General features: G+C 30.5%; 21 protein-coding genes and 1 riboswitch. Of the genes, 3 read left to right on the forward strand and 18 right to left on the reverse strand.

The genetic code is table 11. The features are described 5' to 3' along the window. Positions 1-17: 17 nt before the first annotated feature. The 8 genes from G594_RS0103205 to G594_RS18275 all read right to left on the reverse strand — a co-directional run bounded on the left by G594_RS0103205 (position 18) and on the right by G594_RS18275 (position 8979). Positions 18-923 carry an N-acetylglucosamine kinase gene (locus G594_RS0103205; RefSeq protein WP_027097239.1) on the reverse strand — a complete coding sequence of 302 codons (906 nt, stop codon included), beginning with the start codon at positions 921-923 and terminating at the stop codon, positions 18-20. Between the two features lie 9 nt (positions 924-932). Continuing rightward, a complete protein-coding gene (locus tag G594_RS0103210) occupies positions 933-2024 on the reverse strand; it encodes a DUF871 domain-containing protein (RefSeq protein WP_027097240.1) in 1092 nt (363 codons plus the stop codon). Further along, entirely contained in the window at positions 2012-3271 is a 1260-nt protein-coding gene (locus G594_RS0103215; protein WP_027097241.1) for a PTS sugar transporter subunit IIC, read from the reverse strand. Before G594_RS0103215 ends, G594_RS0103210 begins: the two co-directional genes overlap by 13 nt. Beyond that, positions 3272-4426, reverse strand: coding sequence for an anhydro-N-acetylmuramic acid kinase AnmK (gene anmK / locus G594_RS0103220; protein WP_027097242.1), 1155 nt, complete (start codon positions 4424-4426; stop codon positions 3272-3274). A gap of 55 nt (positions 4427-4481) precedes the next feature. Then, positions 4482-5381 carry an N-acetylmuramic acid 6-phosphate etherase gene (gene murQ / locus G594_RS0103225; RefSeq protein WP_027097243.1) on the reverse strand — a complete coding sequence of 300 codons (900 nt, stop codon included), beginning with the start codon at positions 5379-5381 and terminating at the stop codon, positions 4482-4484. Between the two features lie 42 nt (positions 5382-5423). Further along, positions 5424-6458: a MupG family TIM beta-alpha barrel fold protein gene (locus G594_RS0103230; RefSeq protein ID WP_027097244.1), complete on the reverse strand. Its 1035-nt coding sequence runs from the start codon at positions 6456-6458 to the stop codon at positions 5424-5426. A gap of 12 nt (positions 6459-6470) precedes the next feature. Beyond that, a complete protein-coding gene (locus G594_RS0103235) occupies positions 6471-7757 on the reverse strand; it encodes a PTS sugar transporter subunit IIC (RefSeq protein ID WP_027097245.1) in 1287 nt (428 codons plus the stop codon). A 169-nt stretch (positions 7758-7926) separates the two neighbouring features. Continuing rightward, complete coding sequence (locus G594_RS18275; protein ID WP_051195896.1) at positions 7927-8979, reverse strand: serine hydrolase domain-containing protein; 1053 nt, start codon at positions 8977-8979, stop codon at positions 7927-7929. Between the two features lie 123 nt (positions 8980-9102). Between G594_RS18275 and G594_RS0103245 the strand changes: the two genes are divergently transcribed. Next, on the forward strand, positions 9103-9321 hold the full coding sequence (locus G594_RS0103245) for a hypothetical protein (RefSeq protein ID WP_027097246.1): 219 nt from the start codon (positions 9103-9105) through the stop codon (positions 9319-9321). Between the two features lie 75 nt (positions 9322-9396). Here G594_RS0103245 and G594_RS0103250 read toward each other — a convergent pair whose 3' ends face one another. From G594_RS0103250 to G594_RS0103265, 4 genes are all read right to left on the reverse strand, one after another. Next, positions 9397-10233: a MurR/RpiR family transcriptional regulator gene (locus tag G594_RS0103250; RefSeq protein WP_027097247.1), complete on the reverse strand. Its 837-nt coding sequence runs from the start codon at positions 10231-10233 to the stop codon at positions 9397-9399. 70 nt (positions 10234-10303) lie between these two features. Beyond that, the gene (locus tag G594_RS0103255; RefSeq protein ID WP_027097248.1) at positions 10304-11479 is read right to left on the reverse strand and encodes a cation:proton antiporter; all 1176 of its coding nucleotides are present in this window, start codon (positions 11477-11479) and stop codon (positions 10304-10306) included. 61 nt (positions 11480-11540) lie between these two features. Beyond that, positions 11541-11600, reverse strand: a riboswitch (Fluoride riboswitch). Positions 11601-11636: 36 nt separating this feature from the next. Continuing rightward, on the reverse strand, positions 11637-12539 hold the full coding sequence (locus tag G594_RS0103260) for a cation diffusion facilitator family transporter (protein WP_242829693.1): 903 nt from the start codon (positions 12537-12539) through the stop codon (positions 11637-11639). A 184-nt stretch (positions 12540-12723) separates the two neighbouring features. Next, on the reverse strand, positions 12724-13425 hold the full coding sequence (locus tag G594_RS0103265) for an arginase (RefSeq protein WP_242829694.1): 702 nt from the start codon (positions 13423-13425) through the stop codon (positions 12724-12726). Positions 13426-13577: 152 nt separating this feature from the next. Here G594_RS0103265 and G594_RS0103270 point away from each other — a divergent pair, with 152 nt between their 5' ends. Beyond that, the gene (locus tag G594_RS0103270) at positions 13578-13877 is read left to right on the forward strand and encodes a hypothetical protein (protein WP_027097251.1); all 300 of its coding nucleotides are present in this window, start codon (positions 13578-13580) and stop codon (positions 13875-13877) included. Positions 13878-14022: 145 nt separating this feature from the next. Beyond that, positions 14023-14349, forward strand: a complete 327-nt coding sequence (locus tag G594_RS0103275; protein WP_027097252.1) for a hypothetical protein — start codon at positions 14023-14025, stop codon at positions 14347-14349. A gap of 98 nt (positions 14350-14447) precedes the next feature. On the opposite strand, the gene G594_RS0103280 is transcribed toward G594_RS0103275, so the two are convergent. The 6 genes from G594_RS0103280 to G594_RS0103305 form a co-directional block, all read right to left on the reverse strand. Further along, positions 14448-15578, reverse strand: a complete 1131-nt coding sequence (locus G594_RS0103280; RefSeq protein WP_027097253.1) for a zinc-dependent alcohol dehydrogenase — start codon at positions 15576-15578, stop codon at positions 14448-14450. Between the two features lie 224 nt (positions 15579-15802). Beyond that, on the reverse strand, positions 15803-17173 hold the full coding sequence (rlmD, locus tag G594_RS0103285; RefSeq protein WP_027097254.1) for a 23S rRNA (uracil(1939)-C(5))-methyltransferase RlmD: 1371 nt from the start codon (positions 17171-17173) through the stop codon (positions 15803-15805). A gap of 66 nt (positions 17174-17239) precedes the next feature. Next, the gene (locus G594_RS0103290; RefSeq protein WP_027097255.1) at positions 17240-17602 is read right to left on the reverse strand and encodes a DUF1540 domain-containing protein; all 363 of its coding nucleotides are present in this window, start codon (positions 17600-17602) and stop codon (positions 17240-17242) included. 970 nt (positions 17603-18572) lie between these two features. After that, positions 18573-19991 carry a pyruvate kinase gene (gene pyk, locus G594_RS0103295; protein WP_027097256.1) on the reverse strand — a complete coding sequence of 473 codons (1419 nt, stop codon included), beginning with the start codon at positions 19989-19991 and terminating at the stop codon, positions 18573-18575. Positions 19992-20055: 64 nt separating this feature from the next. Further along, the gene (gene pfkA, locus G594_RS0103300; protein ID WP_027097257.1) at positions 20056-21015 is read right to left on the reverse strand and encodes a 6-phosphofructokinase; all 960 of its coding nucleotides are present in this window, start codon (positions 21013-21015) and stop codon (positions 20056-20058) included. A gap of 409 nt (positions 21016-21424) precedes the next feature. Next, positions 21425-25003, reverse strand: a complete 3579-nt coding sequence (locus G594_RS0103305) for a DNA polymerase III subunit alpha (RefSeq protein ID WP_027097258.1) — start codon at positions 25001-25003, stop codon at positions 21425-21427. Position 25004: the final 1 nt, after the last annotated feature.

Consider the following 25004-nt stretch of genomic DNA (forward strand, 5'->3'; position numbering starts at 1 on the left):
CAACACTTTTCTTAAATTTATTTTTCTTCTATCCCATAAAGATACGCTCCATACTCTGGAGTATATAAAGGAGTTTTTAATCTCCCCTTTTTATTCATATATTTCATAATTGGTGTCTTTATTAGCTCTTCTGACTTAAATACACCACCAATATAGGAAACAGGTACATTATCTTCCTTAAAGTCAATCAAAAGTAAATTAATTAATTCAGCAATTTCTTTTCCTGCATCATTAAATATTGAAATAGCCACTTCATCATTTTTTTCTGCTGCCTTTGAACAAGTTAATGAAAACTTAGCAATCTCTTCTCTCTTGAATTTAAGCTTCTCATTAACATAAGAAATTAACTCATAAGGATCACCAAAGCCACATTCCTTCATAACTATATTATATAGTTCTCCTTTAGGTAGTCTTCCATCAACTTCTTTTGAAAAAGCATTTAATGTTTTATTACCTATCCAATAAGCACTACCTTCATCACCTATACTAAAGCCCCAGCCACCTGATCTTTTAGTCTTGCCTTTATTAATAGAGAATGCGATAGATCCAGTCCCTGCTATTACTACTATTCCATCCTTCCCACCTAGAGCACCCTTCATTGCAATTTCAACATCATTATGTAATAAGTACTTAATACCATTGCATGCTTTTTCTACTGAACTTTCTATATTTGCTCTTATTTCAGGGTTTTTACCATAGCCTGCTAATCCAAAAGAAACTATTAAATCCTCCTTTTCAATCTCAACTGGAGAATTTTCTAATATATTATTAATTCCTTCCTTAATAACACTATACAATCCTTCATATCCAACTTGCATAAAATGACAAGTACCTAATACCACCTTATATAGTACATTTCCTTCATGGTTAAATAATGAAAATAATGTTTTTGTACCGCCTGCATCTACTCCAATATAGTACATATTTACCTCCTATACACTCTGAAAGCTAAACTTTTGCCATGGCTTTATTTCTTTCAAAATAAATACCTCATCTTCTACAATATGACCAACTACATTACTCCTACCACTATTCTCCATTTCATTTAATACTATCTGTAATTCTCCGGCATAGTGTCCATATTCACTACTTTCAATTATTATATCTCCTGGCTTTAAAATATCTGGAGTATTAAACTTTCTAAACTCATGATTCTTATACTTAACTCTACTTTGAGTGGAACGTATCATATTGTCACTCTTATCGCCCCTATTAAAATGTAATTCATCTAAAATTATCTTTTTTTCTATTTCCGGAAGATTATCAACCAAATTTACGTTAAAAGTAACCATATCCCTACGTATTTTTGACAATTCATTTATTTCCTCTTTCGTTGGATAACAATTAGAAATTACTATATCATCAATACAACCTAAAGCAATTAAATGCTTAGCTTGTACCTGAATTGGTAAAGTTCTATGAATCTCTAAAGTAGGTAATCCATCTGTTACAGGCCAAGGCCCAAAAGCCTCATTACTTTGTGAAGTAATGAATGCTGCTGTTCTTAACCCATACTTTTTAAATCTAGCTGTGCAATCTAAAAAATGTTGTAAGTTTAATCCACTATACCTATGAGGATAAAAATTATGACAAGCAATTAAATTATACTTATTAGGCATATAGTCCATTATAGTATCAATATAATTTGTATTGTTACTCATATTTATCTCAATCTTCAACCCTTGAGGATTGAAAGTCATAATTGATTCTTCACTTCCACTATAACCTGCATCTAAACGTACTCCATCTGCTCCTATTTCTTTAAAAAAGGTTAAATCATTATAACTAATCCCTAACTTTGTAAACACCTTTGGACTTACATCTACTATTATTTCAAATCCTTTCTTTGAAGCATATTCATTTATACTTTTAAAAGTTTTTTTAATATTTTCTTTATCTTCTTCTGCTGAAAGAAGACATGAAAAAATTCTGCTAAAGCCCGCTTCATGTGCTTCATCTATATATTTTAATATTCTTTCTTTAGTAGACTTCTCTGGATAAATCGAAATTCCTAACTTACGCATGTTTTATTCTCCTCGTAAAATATTCTATTATCATATGATTTAAAAAATGGATAATATACAATTACTGATATTATTATTTGTATAGCACATAAAATAATAGCTGATATATCTCCACCTGTAGATACGAAAGCCCCTATTGGAGCTGGAAGTACCCACGGTACTAATATAAATGGAGCATTTACTAATCCACTATTCATAGCAAACCAAGCTACTGTTCCAGATATAAGTGGTGCTATTAAAAATGGTATCATCATATTCTTATTACATGATATAGGTGTACCAAATATTACTCCCTCATTTATATTAAACAAGGATGATATAAATGTACTCTTTCCGATTTCTTTAAGATGATTACTCTTAGATAGGTATCTCATCAAAAGTACAAGTCCTATAGTACATCCAGAGCCCCCCACCCATATAAACCATTGATAAAATATTTCATTAGCTATATAAGGACAAGTAAATCCATTTATTGGGGCAAAGGCATTTAAGAATATCATTTGAAACCAAAAAGGCCTAATTAATGTGCCTATTACAGCTACTCCATGTATACCTAGAATCCAAAACAAACAAGTAATTACTACTATTAATACCATACCAAAATATGATCCTATAAAATTCATTACTACAGTTAATATATTACTTATAGGTGTAATCCAATTAAAGGATAATAAATTCGCAAATATAGTTATTATCATAACTACTAGAAAAATAGAAATCATTCCATCTAAGTATTCTATAGCAGCTACGGGAACTTCTTTAAAACTTAATTTCTTTAGACTTATCTTAGAAAACAATCTATACAATTCTACAGATATAATTGAAATTATAATGGTAGGAAAATATGATAAAAATAAATATTCATATATATTCATATATATTTCCCCAAAATTAATATATTGAATAAACAAAATTAAAGTGGTAGAAAAAATGGATATAAATCCAACTTTTTTCCCATCAAGTCCATAAGAAATACTTAATTCCGATCCTATTCCATATGAAATATAGATAAATAATATAGCATTGAAAAGAAAATATGGAAGCACTAAAGCTACCTTATTATCTTGTATAAAACCACTATTAAATCTCATTCCTAAAGAAGCAATTAATAAAAATGTACCTAATACTGTTAATAATGGCATTGCGCCTATTATTGCCATCTTTATAGCCTTTAAATGTCTTTGCCCAGATAAAAACATTATGGGTGTTGATAGTTTCTCGTTTAACTTTTCTGCTAATTCATTCATTTAATTTCCTCCTACAAAAGGACAGTCACATATAGATCCCAGTACAACCTTTTCCCTTGCTCCTGTAGCACTTGGTACATTAGAAAAACTTCTATGTATTGTTTCATTTCCTAATATAATAAAAGCAATGGCCTCTTTTGCATCACTTGAATATCCTTCTTCCTCTTGAGTTACCACTTGAATTTCTGGTAATAATTCTCTTAAATATCTTAGTAATGTATAGTTATGTGCACCGCCGCCACCTATAATAACTTTATTAATAACATGCTTTTTTAAGATAAAATTCTTATAATTTTCTGCTATAGATTTCGCTGTAAACATAGTTACCGTCGAAACAATATCTTCCTTTTTAATAGAATTAAATTTCTTAAGTAACTTTTCTACATATTGTTCTCCAAACTCTTCCCTACCTGTTGTTTTAGGTGGAATAGCACTTATATAAGGATTAGACATCATAAACTCCAGCATCTCTTCATTTACACTACCTATAGCTGAAGTTTCTCCATTTAAATCATATCTTTTATTGAATAGTCTAAGCATTACCTCATCAATAATCATATTACCTGGTCCAGTATCAAAGGCGTAAATTTCATCAACTCCTACATTCTTAGGAATCACTGTTACATTACCTATTCCTCCTATGTTTTGAAGAAGCACCCCTTCTCCCTTGCTTCCATAAAGTATATACTCACTAAATGGTACGAGTGGAGCTCCCTCCCCTCCAGCTGCCATATCCATAACTCTAAAGTTTGAAATTACTTTTTTTCCGGTTTCATAGGCTATGATAGCGCTTTCCCCTATCTGTAAAGTAGACGGAATCACATCCTTACCTTTCCTTGGAACATGATAAATAGTCTGTCCATGACTAGCTATAAAATCCAATTTTGATATATCAAAGTTACTTTCTTCACATATCTTCTTAACACAGTCCGCAAATAAATATCCCAATTTAAAATTTAAGCTACATATTAATCTCACATTAGAATACTCTAAACTACATGCCATTTTTATTTCTTTTTTTATATCATCTGGAATTACATAAGTATTAAATCCTATCATCTCTATTCTTGTATCTAAACCACTTCCATTTACTTTTACTAGAGCAGCATCTACGCCATCTAAGGAAGTACCTGACATTAAGCCTACAGCATACATATACTTTACCTCCTATTCGAAAAAAGACTGTATAAAAATACAGTCTTTTTAATTATTAATTATTTATAGCCTTCTTAACAAAGCCTTTACTTGCATTTAATCTCTTAACTGCCTCTTCTTTGCTACAATCTAATAACACCATTATTATAGCTACCTTACATTCTCTATCTGACTCCTCAAATTTAATGCTTGCTGTTTCATAGGTACACCCTGTAGCCTCCATTATAATTCTTTTAGACCTTTCAATAAGCTTTAAATTTGTAGCTTTCATATCTACCATTAGGTTTTGATATGTTTTTCCTATACCTACCATACTAGCTGTAGAAAGCATATTCAATACTAACTTTTGAGCTGTTCCTGCCTTTAATCTTGTGGACCCAGTTATTACTTCCGGCCCAACTTCAACTTCAATAGCAATATCAGCAATTTTTCCTACTTCACTATTAAGGTTACAACTTAAGCTTACAGTAAATGCTCCAATTTCCTTTGCTTTTTCTAATGCACCTATAGTATGAGGAGTTCTGCCACTAGCAGCTATTCCAACTACTACATCATTGCTTTTAACCCTCGCATCTACTATATCTTTTGCTCCTTGTTCCTTTTCGTCTTCAGCACCCTCTTTGGCCTTAACAAAAGCACTTGGACCTCCTGCTATTAATCCAATTACCTCAGTGGTAGTCCCAAATGTAGGAGGACATTCTACTGCATCAAGCACTCCTAAACGTCCACTTGTACCAGACCCTATATATATTAACCTTCCATTATTATTTAATGCCTCTATAATATGTTTCACAGCTTCTTCTATTTCAGGAAGTGCTTTTTTAACGCTCTCGGCAACTGTAGAGTCCTCTTCATTCATTACTTTTAAAAAGCTACAAATGCTCATTTCGTCGAGTCCCATAGTTTTCTGATTTCTTTTTTCTGTGATTAAATGAGTGATTTTTACTTCTGACATTGGGAACCTCCTTAGTTTTCTATTCTCTTATATATTTATGCTCTAAATTCTAACGAATCTAATTTTTGTCTTGTAATCCAAATATTCTAGTAAATCTACATATTCAGGATGTATAAAACCAATAATATTAACTCTGGCATCAGCTTCAAAATCTTTTTTAAGTAATTGAATCTCTCCACAATATCTACCTATAAGCTCATTATCTATAGTTATAGAGCCTCTTCTACGGAATCCATTATTATATGGTCTGATTCCAGATGTTCTTGGTGTAATTAAACGTAAAACTGATTCCGAGAAATCTTTACGACAAGTATATTCTTCTTTATATAAATACTCATACTCTTTTTCAAAATGAGCTTTTATAGTTATTACTTTATCTTCTATATATCTATTTATATATTCTAATGTTTCTATCTTAGCTTTACTGTCTCCTATTAATACATCATCTACTCCACAGTTCTTGATTAATTCTACAGCAGCAACGTATGGATGAACTTGACGATGTCTTTCTACAGTAGGCAACCCTTCATATAATGGAAAACGCTTTAAATCATCTCCTGGTACAAAAGCTTGTACTTTTAAACCATATTCCTTAAATACCCTATTCTTCTCTTTAAAATAATCTAATCCAAGTCCTGTATTATTTCTAGGATAAAAATTATGAGTTAGGGAAATATTTGTAAAATCTACTTGAGCTTCTTTTGCCTCTTTTAAATATTCTTCATTAACAACACTTGCATTTAGCATTAATTTAAAATTTTTTGATAGCTCCTTTATAGTATCAAAGTCATCAAATCCATAATCTAGTCTTAATGCCTTAAATCCTAACTCTTTTAATTTCTTATAATCCTTAGGTGGAACATTCAACTTTTCAAAAGTTACTGGAGATACATCGGGAACTATTTCTAAATCTAGACTTCTACAAGTTTCTAAAAATATTGGCATCTTTTTATCTAATTCCGAATAATCTTCCTCTGGAATATGAAGTGATGTAAAAATGTATTTTGCACCTATCTTTGCTGCTTTTTCAAGATAATCATAATCTAAATCTTGAAAGTAAACTGAGATTCCTAACATATTCTCCTCCTACTATTTACCATCTATTGGTAATAATTCATCCTTTAAATCATTCTTTTCCATAGCTTTTACGAATGGCCAGAATACAACTGCTAATATAACCCATGTTGCTATAACAAAAAGTGCTGCTGCAAAACTACCATTAGTAGATAAGAATGCTTTTATTGGGGCTGGTGTTATCCATGGTACTGTTAAGACTGGTACTGGTAAAATACCTGTTGATACTAACACAACTGCTACAACTGCAATTACCATATAACTTAAAACAAATGGAATCATCATTAATGGATTCATAACTATTGGTAATCCAAAGATTAATGGTTCCCCAATATTAAATAAAGCCGCTGGTAATGATAATACTCCTAATGCTTTAATACGTTTTGACTTAGAGAAACACATAATAGCTGATAAAGGTGCTAGCCCTATCCAAATATAGTTGTCATAAAATACACCACTAAATAAATGTGGTAATGATTCACCAGCAGCCATAGCAGCTTGGTTAGCAACATTCATTTGAGTCCAAATTGGTGATGCAACAGAACCTACTACGTTACCTCCATGTATACCAACTGACCAAAGTATACGATTTAAGAAGCTGGATGTCATTACTGTAGCTACACTATCACCTGCGCTTACTAGCGGTTGGAATGCATTCATAATGATTTGTGGTAAATTAATATTAAGTACAACTCTAATTACCCACCAGAAAGTAACTATTAATAGTGATGGTATTAAAGCTACAAAAGCTTGTGCAACCATTGGAGGAACTCCTTCTGGCATCTTTATAACTAACTTTTTACGCACAAAGAAACGATATAATTCTGCAGTAACAATTGCAATTATAAGTGCTGCAAATACTCCCTTAGGCCCTAAGAAATCTGTAGGAACCCCTGCAAAAGTTCCTGGATCTTTACCTTCAATAAAAGTTTTTACAGTTTGAGCTGGAACTATTAAAAAGAAACATGCAACTGAAAGAATTACTGGTCCTAAAATATCATTGTTTTCACCATTTTTATTGTAATACTCTATAGTTGCGAAAGCAGCTGATATTACTACAAATAAACCTATGAATGATGTACCAACTCCTGATGCTGCTGCAAACTTAGCTGAAAAAGTTCCAATAAAATCTTTATATCCTTGTACAGGGAATGATGCAAGTAATAAGAATAATGACCCAACAATTAGTAATCCTGTAAAAGTAATAAAAGTTCTTTGAATAATTTGAACATATCTCATTTGAGAAAATTTTATTAGTGGTGGTGCTATCTTTTCCTCAATGAATCTTGTTAATTTTTCCATGTATATTACCTCTCTCTCTTTATATTTGTAATCTATTACAATAATAAGTCTATCACACTAAAAATATTATTTCAATATTTTTTTATATTTTTTGAAATAATATTTTATAAACACTAAAAATTAAGGAGGAAGTCTCAATAAAACTTCCTCCTTTAACAATGTTTTTATATTAGCTAAATAATATTTTCATTATCTTTTCATGTATTTTCTTACGCTCTTCAATTATCTTAATATTTTCTCTTGTAGGATGCACCCTATTACTAAGTACTATTATTGAAATTTTATTTCCTTTATCAATCAACAATGATGTTCCTGTAAACCCAGTATGAAAGATAGATTCACTAGAGTTCATTGTACTAAATGGACTCCTTACATCAAAAGTAAGATAACCTAATCCTCTATTAATTTCTCCAATAGGAGTTTGTCTCTTAAATAATGATTCTACTGATTTCTCACTTAAAATTCTTTTTTTATTATATTCGCCTCCATTCAAAATCATCCTTGCAAACTTACTCATATCATTTATATCTGAAAAGATTCCTGCATGACCTGAAACTCCCCCCATTAAATAAGCCTTCCTATCGTGAACCTCTCCCCTTAATATCTTACGAAAATGTGGAGAATTTTCTGTTGGTGCACATCTATCAACTAATTTACTATCTGGTAGATAAGAAGTATCATCCATATTTAATGGGGTAAATATAAATTCCTTGGATACTATATCCAGAGGCTTCCCTACTATCTCTTCAATTATGAATCCAAGCAATATAAATCCTATATCCGAATATAAAACTTTTGTGTTTTTTTCATATATTGAATCACAATAATATATTTTCCTTCTTATTGTCTCTTTATCTGCACTTAAATCTAATTTTATATCAGCTGGTAATCCACTAGTATGAGTCAATAAATCAAAAATATTTATATTTTTATTTTTAAATTCTGGAATTACATCTTTTACAAGAGTATCTAACTTTAATTTTCCAATATCTATCAGTTTCATAGTCAATGTCGTAGTAACTAATACTTTTGTTAAAGACGCTATGTCGTAAATAGTATCAATACCATTTAATTCCTCTTTCGGTAAAATTGATTTTTTCCCTACCGAAAATAAATATTCATCATCGTCTAATAAGATAGCAACATTTGCTCCGGGAAATACTCCTCTAGAGCAACAATCCTCAATAATAAATTTAATCTCTCTTTTTTGATCTTCTCTCATTTAAATACCCCTCTTGAAATTTTATTTTACTTATATTATCTTTATATTGATATTTTATGTCAAGGTTGGTAAACTATATTTATAACTAAGAATATTAATATTAAAAAGAGAGGATGATTATAAATGATAGTTGTAAACAGTGCAATAATGCAAGATAAGCTAAAAAAATTAATTGAATCTATTGATTCTCCAAAATTTACTTTTATAAAAAAAGAAGGTATAAAACTTTGTTTTTCATGCGATCTTGAAGATGATGAAGCTGCTATAGCAGTAGCAAAAAAAGCTATTAAATCAGATCCTATAGCTTCAACCCTACTAATCTCAGTAAAATCAGAAGCTTAATTTTATATTATATATAATAAAAATCCAAAAGAATTCATTTATATAAATAAATTCTTTTGGATTTTTTATAATATATCACTTTATTTTTCCTATTATTTCTCGAGTTTTAACTATCTGCTTTTTAGTTATTCCTATATCTTGTTTAGCAATTCCTAAGTACAATAAGTCAGTTAAAATCAGAGACGCCATTCTTGATGATATAGCTCCTATCCTTAATTCTTTTTCTTCACTTGGTATATGTAAAACTAACTCTGATGCCTTAACCAAAGGACTATTACTAAATTGAGTTATTGCTATTGTTTTTGCTCCAACTTCTTTTGCATAAAACATAGCTTCGTTTATCTCCTTTGTATTTCCACTATAGCTTATTGCTATAGCAACATCATCTTTATTTATATGTACAGCTGATGCCAATTGAATATGCGTGTCTGTATGATGAATAACATTCCTATTAATTCTCGATAGTTTCTGTTGGAAATCGTTGCATACAATTCCCGATGTACCAACACCAAATAGATAAATATTCTTACATCCAATTAAATACTCTATTGCTTTCTCTAAATTACTATAATTTATTAGATTATAAGTTTTTTGTAAAGTTTGATAATTTAAACTTAGTGTTTTATCTACTAAAGCCTTAACATCATCATCTTCTTTAATAACTTCATCAAAATATTGATTTGGCTCACTATTATCTTTTGCCAATTCAACCTTTAACTCAGTAAATCCTTTATACCCTACTTTTTTAGAAAACCTAATTACTGCAGCAGCTGATGTTTCTACTCTATCCGCAAACTCTTGAGCACTCAGCATAACCACTTCATTTTTATTATTTAAAATATATTCTGCTAATTTTTCTTCTGTGCCTGTAAAACTCCCCATACCCTCTTTTATCTTATATATGCAGCTCATTTTCTCCCCTCCTTATGTTAATTGTAAAATTTCATATATATCTTTGTCAACGCGAAATTTTATTTCACCATTAACTTATCCACTTATCTCCAAAATACTTTATTCCAACAGCCCCAAGGGGAGCAGTAACTATTATAGATAAAACAGCAATAGCTAATATTAAATTTCCTGAAGCTACCCCTGATGCAAGTGGCACCGCCCCCATAGCTGCTTGAACTGTTGCTTTGGGCATAAATGAGATTATACAAAATATCTTTTCTTTGAAATTAAGGTTACTTCCCATAAGAGAAATATATACACCTATGCTTCTTGCTACTAACCCTATAAATAAAACCAATAATCCTAATAGCCCAGAGTGTACAATTACCTTAACATCTACTTGCGCACCAACCAATACAAATAAAAGTATTTCTGCAAAAACCCATACCTTATTAAACTTTTCAGATATCCTGTTTGCTACCTTAGGATATTTATCTAACAATATAAAGCCTACTGCCATAACTCCTAATAAACTAGCTATAGACACTATGTTTTTAAATATATCTTCTAAACTAGTTAAAAACATACCTGATGCAAGTATTATTAACGTTTTTTCTGTATCTCTTAGGTGGAATTTCTTAAATATCCCTATTAATAATAGTGCTATTAATATCCCAATTCCCCCTCCTAGTAATATAGAAATAGGTATACTAAGTAACTTTCCCGAAATACTAATATTACTTCCTCCATATAACCCTAAAAAGGTTGAAAATATAGTTATTGCAAATACATCATCTATAGATGATGCTGCTAAAATTATAGTTGGAACACCATTTTCCCTTCCTTTTCCTTTATTTATTAACTCTAACATTTGAGGTACTACAACTGCAGGAGAAACCGCTGCTATTATAAAACCTAACATTCCAGCCTCAATAAAGGATATATTTAATATATACTTGCTAACAAAGGCAATAGTAAACCCTTCAATTACACAAGGAAGAAAGCTCATTTTTAAAGCTGTCTTCCCTACTTTTTTTAATGTGCTTCTATTAATTCCAAGACCAGCTCTTAAAAGTATAACTATTAATGCTATCTTTCTTAAATCTGGTGATATAGTAAGTATATCATTGCTAATTAAATTCAACATATTAGGACCAACTATAATTCCTAATATAAGCATACCTAATAATCCTGGCAATTTTATAGACTTGAATAGCTTATTAAATATAAGCCCTAATGTAATAATTACTGCTAAACTTAGTATCATACTTTAACCTCCATATAATTTTTGACAATAAAAAAACCTACAAAATATAGACTTCAATCTATACTTTGTAGGAGTCATTAGCATAAAGCATTTAATGGCGAACTCCATCGCCCTTATTATTCCAACTTATTTTATCATTTATTATATTATATGTCTACTAAAGAGCCCACTTTTTATCTCCCGTAAAATTTACATTCATCCACTTATCTAACTTTATACCAGCCATATTTTTATAAACTCTTTCTCTTACTTTATCCATTTCTTCAAGCTCATTTAGTGTTGATTCCTCATTAAACACAAAATCAATTTCAATTCTTAATTCTCTTCCAACTTTACTTACCCTTGTAATAGAATCTTCAAAATTATAATCCTCTTCAATATCTTTTACAATTGTATATATCTTATTATTTATATCATCGTCAGCATTAACATTTACAATCTCTTTAAAACTATTTATTAGTGTTACTACAGGAACTCTGATAAATATTACAGATGATATTATAACCATAAACGGATCCACATATATTGTTAAATATGATAAAGAAGTTTTAGATAAAATAAATGATACCATAAATCCAACAAGAACTGCTGCACTTAAAATTGTATCCATAAGCCATTGGTTACTTTCCGCATTCAAAAGGTCAGATGATAATTTTTTCCCCTTCCTATCTATTACAAAATATACAATGGCACAACCTACAGTAGATATTATTGAATACCATAATGCCATATTAGTATCTACAGGATTGCCTCCTGCCATCACTTCTTTCACTGCATTAATAAAAGTTGTACTACACATTATAATTAACACTATAGATTTAAAAGCTACAGTTATTGGCTCTAACATACCTTTTCCAAAAGGAAACTTTTCAAAATCATTTTTACTTATATAATTAGTTATCCATAATGCTAGAATAGATAAAAATAAACTAATAAATGAGTATAATCCATCAAACATAATCATGCTTGACTTTATTACTATTCCCCATCCTAATCCTAATGCAGCGAAAAACAAACAGCCTAAGGCTGAAAACTTCAGCATGTTTTTTTCCACTTTCATATTATTCACCTCAATTAATAATCGCTAATTCTATTATACCGTTACAATTTTTCAGGCACAACTGACTAAAACTAGTTAAATACGACACTAATATAGGGTGATATGAATTGTTACATTAATTGTAAATAACATATTAGTACCTTTTTTATATTGAATAAGTACATATTTACATCAATATTCACCATTAGCTAAATAATAGATATTCAATTTTATCAGCCAAAGTAATATTATTAATATTCCATTCTCTATCCATATATTCTTTATATTCTATTCTCTTATTAATACCTTTTATAAATTCTCTAAACTCATTATCTAACCATGGTGCTGTCCAAGCACCAGACCTACATACATGCAATGTATTTACCTGTACTTGTGGCTCTAATTCATCAATTTCTTTATATAATATATCAAAGCTTTCGTTTATTTCCTTAAAATATTCCTCTTTTTCACTTGTGTATGGACTTAATATAATATTTCCTCTTCTCACTTCTCCTTCATTAAGAAGTTTACCTAACCAATTTGCACAATTAACTTCATAATTAAGACTTTCTAAACCTCCATATCCTAAGTCAGTATGAGAATCAAAGTTATACACTTCTTCACACTTAGTTATTTTAGCTAAATCATAAGCTATTTTATGGGAATCAGAAACTATTATTTTATCTATAGTATTTAAATTAAAATATTTACTTATTTTTGTCCAAAAATTATTCTTCTCTTTTCCAACAACCATTCTTTTAGTTATATCTATACCACATTGTTTTTTCTCTAAATATAATTTATACCAATGCTTGTCTATATTTCTCCTATTCTCTAGATAAGATAAATTAAAATAACCTACATATGGCATAAAATAATCCCAATCTATAGTCAAGAGCGCCTTCATAATAATCACATTCTCCTTATACTTATAAAACATTTCTTACCCTCATTATATACTTCCTATATATTCCAATCAAATATATATTGTAACACTACCTCAATAATTTACATAGTATATACAAGTAAAACCTTTAAAGAGGATTAGGAGGAGAACCAATGAGAGATTTATGCGAATGCAGTGGTTTTGAGAGAAATTGCTGTTGCGAAAATAATAGTCAAGATCCATGTTCAACCATAGGAAATATCCAAAACGATTTATGTGATATGAAAGCTAACCTAGCAGAAATAAAGGCTAACTTGCTCAACCTTGTTAGAATTATGTGCATTTGCAATGGATGCATTTGTGATGAAGAACAAGAGTTATTATTAGCTATTGAAAGAGGAGTGAATGATGCTACTTCTACACTTGCTCAAACAAGAAAAAATATCAACTCTTTAAACAATGATATTTGCTAATTAAATAATTTAACTGATATATGTCAAAATTAATTTTTTTATTTTTGACATATATCAGCACATTTATCTCTTTAATTACAAAAACAATAACCTTAACACCCTATTATTCATACTATATATTGAATAATATTAGGAGGTTATACCTATGGATAAAAACATGTTTGATTGTCGTACAAGCTCAGATGAATTATCTTCATTATTTGAATCTCAAACTTGCCCTCAAAAACCTTGTGTTGACCCAGTAACTAAAGAATTAAATACTTTATCTGAAGAATTATGTGATATGAGAGTTACTTTAGCAGAAACAAAAGCTAATTTATTATTTCTAACTCAAGTTTTATGTAATTCAGGATGTATAAATGAAACTGAAAAATTCCTTCTATTATCTTTAGATAAGCAAGTTAAAGGTCTAAACTGTCATGTAGCAGATTCTCGTTGTGCAGTTGATCGTCTATATGATTTATTACACTAATTGAAAAATAAAATATTAGTGGATAATAAAAAGTAGTCTAATTTTAATTAGACTACTTTTTGCTATCATAATGCTTCTTTAAATAAAACCTTAGATAATTAAGGCTTTAGGATTACCTTTATGCAGTTATCCAATTTTTCATCAAATATACTATAAGCGTGTTTTCCTTCATCTAAGCTTAATTTATGTGTAATTATATCTGTGGCATCAAACTTACCACTTTTTATTAAATCTAAAATAGGATCTACGTATCTTTGAGCTGGACATTGCCCCATCTTTAAAGTAACATTTCTCGCATAAAAATCACCTAAAGGAAACATATTATATCTTGCTCCATAAACTCCTACAAAGACAACAGTACCACACTTTCTAACTGCTTGAGTAGCAATTTCTATAGCTGATTTTGATCCACCTTGAAGCTTAAACATAGTTTCTACTTTTTCTATATTAGACGCTTTTCCATCCATTCCTACACAATCTAAAACCACATCTGCACCACCATGAGTAATCTCTTTTATATATTCTCCCGTATTATCATGTTCTTCAAAATTTATAACCTCAACACCTTTGTATGAAGCTGCATGTTCTAACCTATAACTTATATGATCTACTGCTATAACTCTTTTAGCTCCTCTAAAAATAGCCCACTTTATTGATAGCAACCCTACAGGACCACAACCTAACACAACAACTGTATCCCCAGGTTTTACTCCTCCAATTTCTGCGCCCCAATATGAAGTAGGTAAAATATCAGTTAAAAATAGCACTTGCTCATCCTCAAGCTCCTCTGGAATAACCTTAGGTCCAACATTAGCATATGGAACTCTTATATATTCTGCTTGCCCTCCTGCATATCCACCATAAGTATTACTATATCCAAATAAACCACCAACCTCGCCATTTGAATTGGAGTTATCACATTGACTATATTGTTCATGTTCACAAAAATAGCAATGCCCACAAGCTACAGGAAACGGGATTATAACTCTATCATTTTTCTTTACTTTTGTTACTCCACTACCTACTTCTTCTACTATTCCCATAGTTTCGTGCCCTAATACAAATCCACTTGGCATATTGGGAATCATTCCATGAATTAGGTGAAGATCTGATCCACAAATGGCTGTTGATGTTACCTTAACAACTATATCGTCTTCCTTTTCAATTTTAGGATCTTCAACTTTTTCAACCTCAACATCTCTTTTTCCTCTATAAACTATTGCTTTCATACGTACCCTCCTTAATCTAACTTGTGCTTATTTTTACCAACTAAGGAATGTATTATGTATGTAAAACAAAAAAGGACATATACAAAATGTCCTTTTTACATTATTTCCTCATCCTTAACAGTCCTTGACAAGTAAAGCTACATTCTCCGCAGTAGTATGCAATACAAATCTCTTCGTTCTTTGGCATACCTTGCATGGAACGTGCTATATACTTCTCTTCGTCCTTAACAGTCCTTGACAAGTAAAGCTACGTTCTCAATATGAGCTGTTTGTGGAAACATATCTACAGGCTGTACTTCAATAGTCTTATATCCTTGCTCCTCTAATATCTTTAAATCTCTTCCTAAAGTACTTGGATCACAAGATACATAAACAACCCTCTCTGGTCTAGTCTTACCAATAGCTTCTAGTAATTTTATATCGCATCCTTTTCTTGGTGGGTCAACAACTATTACATCAGCTTTAATTCCTTTACTAATTAACTCTGGAATAACCTCCTCTGATTTCCCCACAAAAAATTCTGCATTATTTACACTATTTAACTTTGCATTTTCTTTAGCATTAACTATAGCTGGCTCTATTATTTCAACCCCATAAACCATCTTTGCTTTTTGCGATAAAAATAAAGTTATTGTTCCTGTACCACAATATGCATCAAATACAACCTCTTCACCGCTTAAATTTGCAAATTCAAGTGTTTTGTTATATAGCACTTCAGTTTGTATTGGATTGACCTGAAAGAATGATAAAGGAGATATATTAAACTTAAAGTCTCCTATGTAATCCTGAATTGTATCTGCCCCATATAAATTTATACACTCTGTACCTAATATTACATTTGTATTCTTACTATTTATATTTAAAACAATACTCTTTATTTCTTTAATATTTTCAATAATTAACCTCTTAAATTCCTCTATATGAGGTATGTCTTTTTTAGTTGTAACTAAAACAACCATAACCTCTTTAGTTTTAAATCCTCTCCTAATCATGATATGTCTTAATATGCCATTAGGATTGAACTCTCCATCTATAGTTACTGGCTCTAAGTTATACTTTTTTATCCATTGCTTTGTTAATGTTGCTACTTTATCAGCTACCTCATCTTGAATTAAACAAGTATCTATATCTATAATATTGTGACTTCTCGGTGCATAAAATCCAACTACAACCTCACCATTTACTTTTCCAATTGGTAGTTGTACTTTATTTCTATATCTATATGGATTAGTATCCATCCCTAAAGGATAACTTACTATATCTTCTGATAAACCACCAATCTTACTTATACAATCTTTAACTCTTTCCCACTTAAAATCTAATTGTTTTTTATAACTCATGTGCTGTATAGAACATCCACCACATCTTTTGTAATATGTACACTTCTCCACTTCTCTCTCTAATGATGGTGCTATTATTTCTTCTATTTTTCCATAAGCATAATTTTTTTTAACTTTAATTATCTTAACTCTAACCTTTTCTCCAGTAAGTGCTCCCGAAATAAATATTGGATAACTATCTATCTTTGCTATCCCTTCTCCTTCATATCCTTGAGCTACTATATCTAAAACATATTCTTTATTCTTTTCAACCACAAAAATCACCTTTCGTTTACCTAATTCCAATAAATTATATCATATAATAATAGCTCAAGTCCTTTATTATTCAACAAATGTTTCACATAAGGTTTCTCTTGGTTCTGAAGCTTTATCTCCTCTTATTGCTATATCTAAAGCTTCACACTTTCCATTTCCATTGTAAAAACAACGAATAGCATGACACCCTACATTAGGACTCATTTTTATCTCATCATTTGAAGAAAAAATTTGCATAAGCTCTCCCATATAATTAGTATTTGTAACTGCTGCTGTAAATTGTTCACCTATTGAATCTTCTCTAAAGCTACTACAAAATGTTTCTGTGCTAGTATTTGCATCAGTTCCTTCTACTAATATATTTTCTGCTTCACACAAACCTCCTTCATTATGAACACAAGTCCTGGCTGTACAACTTAATCTTGTCATAATAATCTCCTCCAAATAAAATAAATTTCATTTATGCTATAGAATAGTATGCTCTTTTATATAAGAATTTATTTATTTTTTCATATGCTTATCTATAAAACGTTTATTCTATCAGTATTATGGCAAATAGATTTCTTTTAGAATTTATTAAATAAAAATTTATTCATCTACTCATCTTTACTATGCACATTTATTTCTTTATATATTTATATATTTATATATTGGGGGGCTAATAGTTCATTAGCCAAAAAATCCATTCAACACCGCATTTTTACTATAACTTCTTAAGAACTTATATTTTTTCATATATCTATTCTTTTGCTATGGATAAAATATTGCAACCCCTTTTGTATTGACTATAAGTATACAACCTCCTGCTCATATTCATATTTCTTTACACTTTTATTAAAGAACTAATCTACAAAAATAATACCTTTTTAAAATAAAACAACTAGATTAGAATTTTAATAAGCAAAGATATTAAGAAGATTTATATAAAAATGTTGGGATATTTATTTTGCTCGTTCAGTCGCAAGCTTCAAGTAGACTATATATCAATCGATTTTTTTCGCCCATATACATTTGCAAAGCTTGCCTGTGAAAAATCTCGCATGTACATATATTTTATTTTTATCCTTTAGGAACTAATAAGCTTTAGTAACATCAAAATACTGAAGTTATCCATAATTTAATTGAAGCTATAGTTTCCTAAAAAATAAAAAAAGCACCCTTTCGGGTGCAGATACAGAATCAGTTGCCATTTAATTCCATATTTCAATTATGCCTAACTTATGCTGATATTATACATTATATCCTAATATATGGATGGCTATTTGTAAACTTTTTGTTAATATTAACTATTTGTATTAAAAAATAATAATACCTTTGATTTATAACTAATTAAAATTTTATGCTTTTCTAGAAGTTAAAAAAATAGAGCATTGATAATTTCAATGCTCTATTTTATATATTATTCTACTACGCTTATCTTCATTAAGTTAGTAGCTCCAACCTTATCAACTGGAACTCCAGCAGCTATAACTACTGTTTCACCCTTATTAACGAATCCATTCTTTTCAGCTATTTCAACTGACTTATCCATCATTTCATCTGTAGATTCTACTCTATCAGCAACTATTGGATATACTCCCCATGAGAATGCTAATGACTTAGCAACCTTTTCACATGGTGTTACAGCAATAATTGGACATTCTGGTCTACATTGAGAAATTCTTCTAGCAGTTGCACCACTTTGAGTTGAAGAAATTATAGCTGATGCTTGTAATTCATTTGCAGCATTACATGCAGCTCTTGAAATAACCCCTCCAATAGCTGGTATATGTTTCTTAGCTTGTGATACAGCTATTTCATAATCTAATTGCTTTTCTGTTTCTGTAGCAATTCTAGACATTGTTTGAACAGCTTCTACTGGGTAAGTACCGTTAGCACTTTCTCCTGATAACATTATAGCATCTGTACCATCTAAAATAGCATTAGCTACGTCTGAAACTTCTGCTCTTGTTGGTCTTGGGTTTCTAATCATTGAATCTAGCATTTGAGTTGCAGTTATTACTGGCTTACCTACTGCATTACACTTTTCAATAATCATCTTTTGAACTGCAGGTACTTTTTCTATTGGAATTTCAACACCTAGGTCTCCTCTAGCAACCATTATTGCATCAGAAACTTCTAAGATTGAATCAATGTTATCTACACCTTCTTGGTTTTCGATCTTTGAACAGATCATGATGTGTTCTCCACCATTTTTGTTTAATAACTCTCTTATTGCAACAACGTCAGCAGCTTTTCTGATGAAAGATGCAGCAATCATTGTTACTCCAATTTCACAACCGAACTTTAAGTCTGCTTCATCTTTAGCAGTTAAAGCTGGTAGCTTAATTGATACTCCAGGAACATTAACTCCCTTATGAGTTCCAACTAATCCAGTATTGTTAACAACACAGTGAACCTTATTTCCTTCTACAGACTTAACAGTTAATCCAACTAAACCATCATCTATAAGAATAGTGTCTCCTGCTTTAACATCGTTAGCTAATCCTGCATAAGTTACTGAGCACTTTGTTGTATCTCCAATAACTTCTTCACCTGCATATATAGTAAAGTCTGTACCTAATTGTAATTCAACTTTGTTTGGTTCAAACTTACCTGTTCTTATTTCAGGTCCTTTTGTATCTAAAATAATAGCAATTTCCTTATTGTACTTCTTAGCTAATTCTTTAACTTTATTAATTCTTCCAGCATGTTCTTCATGATCTCCATGTGAGAAGTTATGTCTTGAAGCATTCATACCTGCTTCTATAATCTTCGATAATACCTCTTCGTTTTCACTAGCTGGTCCTATAGTACATACCATTTTAGTTTTTCTCATGTAAATAACACTCCTCTTTAATATTTTTTCCTCTATTAATATTAAAATATAAAATATTAACTAATTATTTTGATAAGACTTCTGCAATATCGTATAACTTTTCGTCAAACTTTCTTTCTATTGCTAATGCTTCGTCTATATCGTCATCGATTATTTCGTTATTTCTTATACCAATAACTCTTGAAGTCTTCCCTTCCATTAGTACCTCTACAGCTTTCGCACCCATTTTTGATGCTAAAACTCTATCATAAGCACTTGGGCTTCCACCTCTTTGAATATGTCCTAAAATAGTAGCTCTTGTTTCTATTCCAGTAACATCTTCTACTTCTTTTGCTAATTCAAAAGCTCCACCTATTCCTTCTGCTAAAAGTACTAAGTTGTGCATTTTCCCATTAGCTTTTCCTTCAAGAATTGTTCTGCATAATTCATTTTTATCGAAATCTTTTTCTGGAACAACTATAGCTTCTGCTCCTCCTGCAAGTCCTGCATATAATGCAAGGTCTCCACAATGTCTTCCCATTACTTCTACTATTGAAACTCTTTCATGAGAAGTGGACGTATCTCTTATTTTATTTATTGCGTCTAATACTGTGTTTAATGCTGTGTCAAATCCTATTGTATAATCTGTGTAAGCTAAATCGTTGTCTATTGTTCCTGGTAATCCTACTGTTTTTACTCCTAACTTAGATAAAAGCTTGGCTCCTGTAAAAGATCCATCTCCTCCAATTACTACCAAAGCATCTACTCCATAAGCTTGAAGTATCTTAACAGCCTTTTTTCTAACCTCTTCTTGTTTAAACTCTGCACATCTTGCTGTTCTAAGGATTGTACCACCTCTTTGGATTATATCTGATACAGAGGTTCTATTCATGTTGAATAACTCACCATTTATTAACCCTGCATATCCTCTTTGAACTCCCATTACTTCTAATCCGTTAGCTAACGCTGTTCTTACTACGGCTCTTATAGCAGCATTCATGCCTGGTGCATCGCCACCACTTGTTAAAATAGCTATCTTCTTCATATTTGTTCCTCCTTACACACCACCGGGACTGCTTAAGTCCCACACATACTAAATTTAACCACATATTAATGACCGTATTTAATTGTACAAAAGTTTTGTCTTTTTATCAATGCAATTAACTCAACTTTTCATACTTAGTTTATAGAATTTTGTCGTTTTATCTAAATTTACAATACTATTATACCCTAGCAAAGCTTAATTTATAAACCTTTTTAAAATATTTCACGATTTGATTTTTGTAATATTTTTCATTTACATTTTTGTTAATATCACTATAAATTTTCAACATTTAATTATAAATCCACTACTTTTATTATTACTTTTTTAACATTTTATCTTTATATTATACTTTAACATTAAAAAAAAGCCATATTAGCACAAAATTTTAATGCTAATACAGCTTTTTAGACTATCCTTCTATAAGTTTAACATTTTCTTCTCCGAAGTGATTTTTTAAATTTTCTATAACTTCATCATCTTCATTTATCCATTTATCTTTAGATAATCTATAATTTTGCCTTTTTTCTGCATCAAATAAATATATAGGAGTATTTCCCAAGTAATCTCCTATGATATTTTTTATAACATTACTAGCTTCTCTTATTGCCCCTTTATCCTTAACTCTTATATAAAGTTTGTTACCATTAATTTTTTCTAATCCCTCTATGTTTTCACATATAATTTTAGGTAACTCATCTTCCTTTATACTTACTCTACCTTTTAATTTTACTAAGGTATCCTCTTTTATTATATCTCTAAGTCTATCTAGAGCTTTAGGGAACACTATTACTTCTATAGTACCAGTTAAATCCTCCAACTTTAAGAAAGCCATCATGGTGTTGTTTCTTGTTACTTTTTGATTAACTTCTGTTAGTATACCACCAACTATTACTGTATCATTATCATTAATTATAGGTTCTTCACTAATCATGCTTTCATCTAACTCGGCATTTATACTCTCTAAGAATATTTCATATGATTTTTCTATAGTTTCAATGGTAGTTGATGTCTGTAACTTTAAGCTTTGTTTATATTCATCTAATGGATGACCTGATAAATATAAGCCTGTCATCTCCTTCTCCATCAAAAGAATATGTCTTTTATCAAACTCTTTTATATTTGGAAAAACAATCTTTGGAATATCAATAGCGTCCTCAGCTAAGCCAAAAAGACTCATTTGACCATCAATATTTCTCTTTCTTTCATTAGATGCACCATCCATAACTTTTTCAAATACAGCCAATAGTCTTGATCTAAATACTTTAAATCCATCTAATGCACCTGCTTTAATTAAGCTTTCTATAGCTCTTTTATTAACTGCTGTAAGATCAATTTTATCTATTAAATCTTCTAAGGATGTGAATTTTCCTTTTTCTTTTCTTGATTTAACTATACTTTCTACAACGTTCCACCCTACATTCTTAATAGCTGCTAAGCCAAATCTAATACTATCACCTTTAACAGTAAACTTTGAATAGCTCTCATTTATGTCTGGTGGTAAAACTTGAATTCCTTGACTTTCTGCAAACTTTATATAATTAGATACTTTTTCTGCTGTACCCATAACAGAATTAAGCATGGCTGCTATAGTTTCAACTGGATAATATCTCATTAAATAAGCCGTTTGATATCCTACTACAGCATAAGCAGCAGCATGACTCTTATTAAATGCATAAGATGCAAAATCCATCATTGTATCAAAAATCTTATTACCTGCTTCTTCACTAATTCCATTTCTAACACAGCCTGGAACTTCAACATGACCATTTTCATCTGTTATTCCATATATAAAGTTCTTTCTTTCCTCTTCCATTACCTTATGTTTCTTCTTAGACATGGCTCTTCTAACCATATCACTTCTACCCATAGAATATCCGCCAAGCTTTCTAACTATCTCCATAACTTGTTCTTGATATACCATTACTCCATATGTAACATCTAATATATCTTCAAGTTCTGGCACTATATAATTAACTTTATCAGGATTATTCTTACACTCAACATATCTTGGTATTTCTGACATTGGACCTGGTCTATATAACGAAATTCCCGCAATTATATCCTCTAAACTATCTGGTTTTAATTCCTTCATAAATGAAGTCATACCTGCTGATTCTAACTGGAATACACCTGCTGTTTTCCCTTCACCAAGCATCTTATAAACTTTTTCATCTTCAAAATTTATTTTATCTAAATCAATATCTACCCCTTGGTTCTCTTTTATCATCTTTACTGCATCATTCATTACAGTTAATGTTCTAAGCCCAAGGAAATCCATTTTTAATAGCCCCAATTCTTCTAAAGTTGTCATACCAAACTGAGTTACTATCATTTCCTCATTCTTTTGTAGTGGTACATATTCAACTAATGGCTTTGATGCAATTACTACACCAGCTGCATGAGTTGAAGAGTGCCTTGGAAGTCCTTCTAAGTCTTTACTAACATCTATAAGAGCTCTTACCCTATCATTAGTGTCATATTCATTCTTAAGCTCTGGGTTTAACTCTAATGCTTTATCTATTGTAATTCCAAGCATAGTAGGAATCATTTTAGATATTTTATCTACTTCTGCATAAGGATAATTCATTGCTCTTCCTACATCTCTTATACATGCTCTTGGTGCCATTGTTCCAAATGTTATAATCTGCGAAACATTATCTACTCCATACTTTTCTACAACATAGTCTATAACTTCTTGTCTTCTTTCATAACAGAAGTCAGAATCTATATCTGGCATACTTACTCTTTCAGGGTTTAAGAATCTTTCAAATAGTAAGCTATATTTTATAGGGTCTATTTTAGTTATCCCAAGAGTATATGCTACTATAGATCCAGCTGCTGATCCTCTTCCTGGACCTGTTGGTATTCCATTTTCATTAGAGAATCTTATAAAATCCCAAACGATTAAGAAATAATCAACATACCCCATTTGTTTAATAATACCAAGCTCATATTCTAATCTATCCACATATTCTTTAGCTTTTTTACTTTTATCCACAATTAAATTAACATCTTGGTAATTTAATTCTTTATTTCTTAAGCTTTCAAATACATCATATCTTTCTATTAAACCTTTATAGCATGTTTCTTTTAAATACTCATATGGATCAGTTCCTTCTGGAAGTGGAAACTTTGGCAACTTAGATTCATGAAATTTGTAATCATAATTACACTCTTCAGCAATCTTTATAGTATTCTCTAAAGCTTCTGGTATGTACGAAAACATATCCCACATTTCTTCTGGGGATTTAAGATAAAATTGATCTGAAGGATATCGTCTTCTATTTTCATCTTCTACTGTTTTACCTGTTTGAATACACATTAATATATCATGTGATTTTGAATCCTTTTGATTTATGTAATGTACATCATTTGTAGCAACTAAAGGTATTCCTGTCTCTTTAGATATTTTTATGTTAGTTTCATTTACTTTTCTCTGTTCATCCATTCCATGATTTTGAAGTTCTAAATAAAACCCCTCTTTAAATATATCCTTATATAGTAATGCAATCTCTTTTGCCTTATCATAATTATCTTTTAATATATTACTTTGTACCTCTCCACCTAAACAAGCACTTAAAGCTATAATCCCCTCACTATGCTTTTTTAGATATTCGTGGTCAACTCTTGGTTTGTAATAAAAACCATCTATAGATGCCTGTGAAACAATCTTCATTAAATTTTGATATCCAACTTCATTCTTCACAAGAAGTACTAAATGGTTAGTTGAATTTTCTTTATCCACTTGCTTTATATACATTGATTTGCTTGCAACATATACTTCACATCCTAGGATAGGCTTTATACCTTGCTCTACAGCTTGCTTATAGAATTCCACACAACCATACATAACTCCATGGTCGGTGATAGCTATTCTATCCATACCCAATTCCTTAGCTCGCTTTATAATTTTAGAAACCTTTCCCGAACCATCTAATAAACTATATTCAGTATGAAGATGAAGGTGGCAGAATTTCTTTTCCCCCACA

Source organism: Clostridium paraputrificum AGR2156 (assembly GCF_000424025.1).
GTDB lineage: Bacteria > Bacillota > Clostridia > Clostridiales > Clostridiaceae > Clostridium > Clostridium paraputrificum.

Excerpts from the sequence above, each read along its gene's own strand:
- murQ (WP_027097243.1), bottom strand. The coding sequence starts at position 5,381 with ATGTCAGAAGTAAAAATCACTCATTTAATCACAGAAAAAAGAAATCAG.
- G594_RS0103210 (WP_027097240.1), bottom strand. The coding sequence starts at position 2,024 with ATGCGTAAGTTAGGAATTTCGATTTATCCAGAGAAGTCTACTAAAGAA.
- G594_RS0103290 (WP_027097255.1), bottom strand. The coding sequence starts at position 17,602 with ATGACAAGATTAAGTTGTACAGCCAGGACTTGTGTTCATAATGAAGGA.
- G594_RS0103270 (WP_027097251.1), top strand. The coding sequence starts at position 13,578 with ATGAGAGATTTATGCGAATGCAGTGGTTTTGAGAGAAATTGCTGTTGC.
- G594_RS0103280 (WP_027097253.1), bottom strand. The coding sequence starts at position 15,578 with ATGAAAGCAATAGTTTATAGAGGAAAAAGAGATGTTGAGGTTGAAAAA.
- G594_RS0103215 (WP_027097241.1), bottom strand. The coding sequence starts at position 3,271 with ATGAATGAATTAGCAGAAAAGTTAAACGAGAAACTATCAACACCCATA.
- G594_RS0103275 (WP_027097252.1), top strand. The coding sequence starts at position 14,023 with ATGGATAAAAACATGTTTGATTGTCGTACAAGCTCAGATGAATTATCT.
- G594_RS0103230 (WP_027097244.1), bottom strand. The coding sequence starts at position 6,458 with ATGTTAGGAATCTCAGTTTACTTTCAAGATTTAGATTATGATTATCTT.
- anmK (WP_027097242.1), bottom strand. The coding sequence starts at position 4,426 with ATGTATGCTGTAGGCTTAATGTCAGGTACTTCCTTAGATGGCGTAGAT.
- G594_RS0103255 (WP_027097248.1), bottom strand. The coding sequence starts at position 11,479 with ATGATACTAAGTTTAGCAGTAATTATTACATTAGGGCTTATATTTAAT.
- G594_RS0103245 (WP_027097246.1), top strand. The coding sequence starts at position 9,103 with ATGATAGTTGTAAACAGTGCAATAATGCAAGATAAGCTAAAAAAATTA.
- G594_RS0103265 (WP_242829694.1), bottom strand. The coding sequence starts at position 13,425 with ATGAAGGCGCTCTTGACTATAGATTGGGATTATTTTATGCCATATGTA.
- G594_RS0103260 (WP_242829693.1), bottom strand. The coding sequence starts at position 12,539 with ATGAAAGTGGAAAAAAACATGCTGAAGTTTTCAGCCTTAGGCTGTTTG.
- pyk (WP_027097256.1), bottom strand. The coding sequence starts at position 19,991 with ATGAGAAAAACTAAAATGGTATGTACTATAGGACCAGCTAGTGAAAAC.
- G594_RS0103250 (WP_027097247.1), bottom strand. The coding sequence starts at position 10,233 with ATGAGCTGCATATATAAGATAAAAGAGGGTATGGGGAGTTTTACAGGC.
- pfkA (WP_027097257.1), bottom strand. The coding sequence starts at position 21,015 with ATGAAGAAGATAGCTATTTTAACAAGTGGTGGCGATGCACCAGGCATG.
- G594_RS0103205 (WP_027097239.1), bottom strand. The coding sequence starts at position 923 with ATGTACTATATTGGAGTAGATGCAGGCGGTACAAAAACATTATTTTCA.
- G594_RS0103235 (WP_027097245.1), bottom strand. The coding sequence starts at position 7,757 with ATGGAAAAATTAACAAGATTCATTGAGGAAAAGATAGCACCACCACTA.
- G594_RS18275 (WP_051195896.1), bottom strand. The coding sequence starts at position 8,979 with ATGAGAGAAGATCAAAAAAGAGAGATTAAATTTATTATTGAGGATTGT.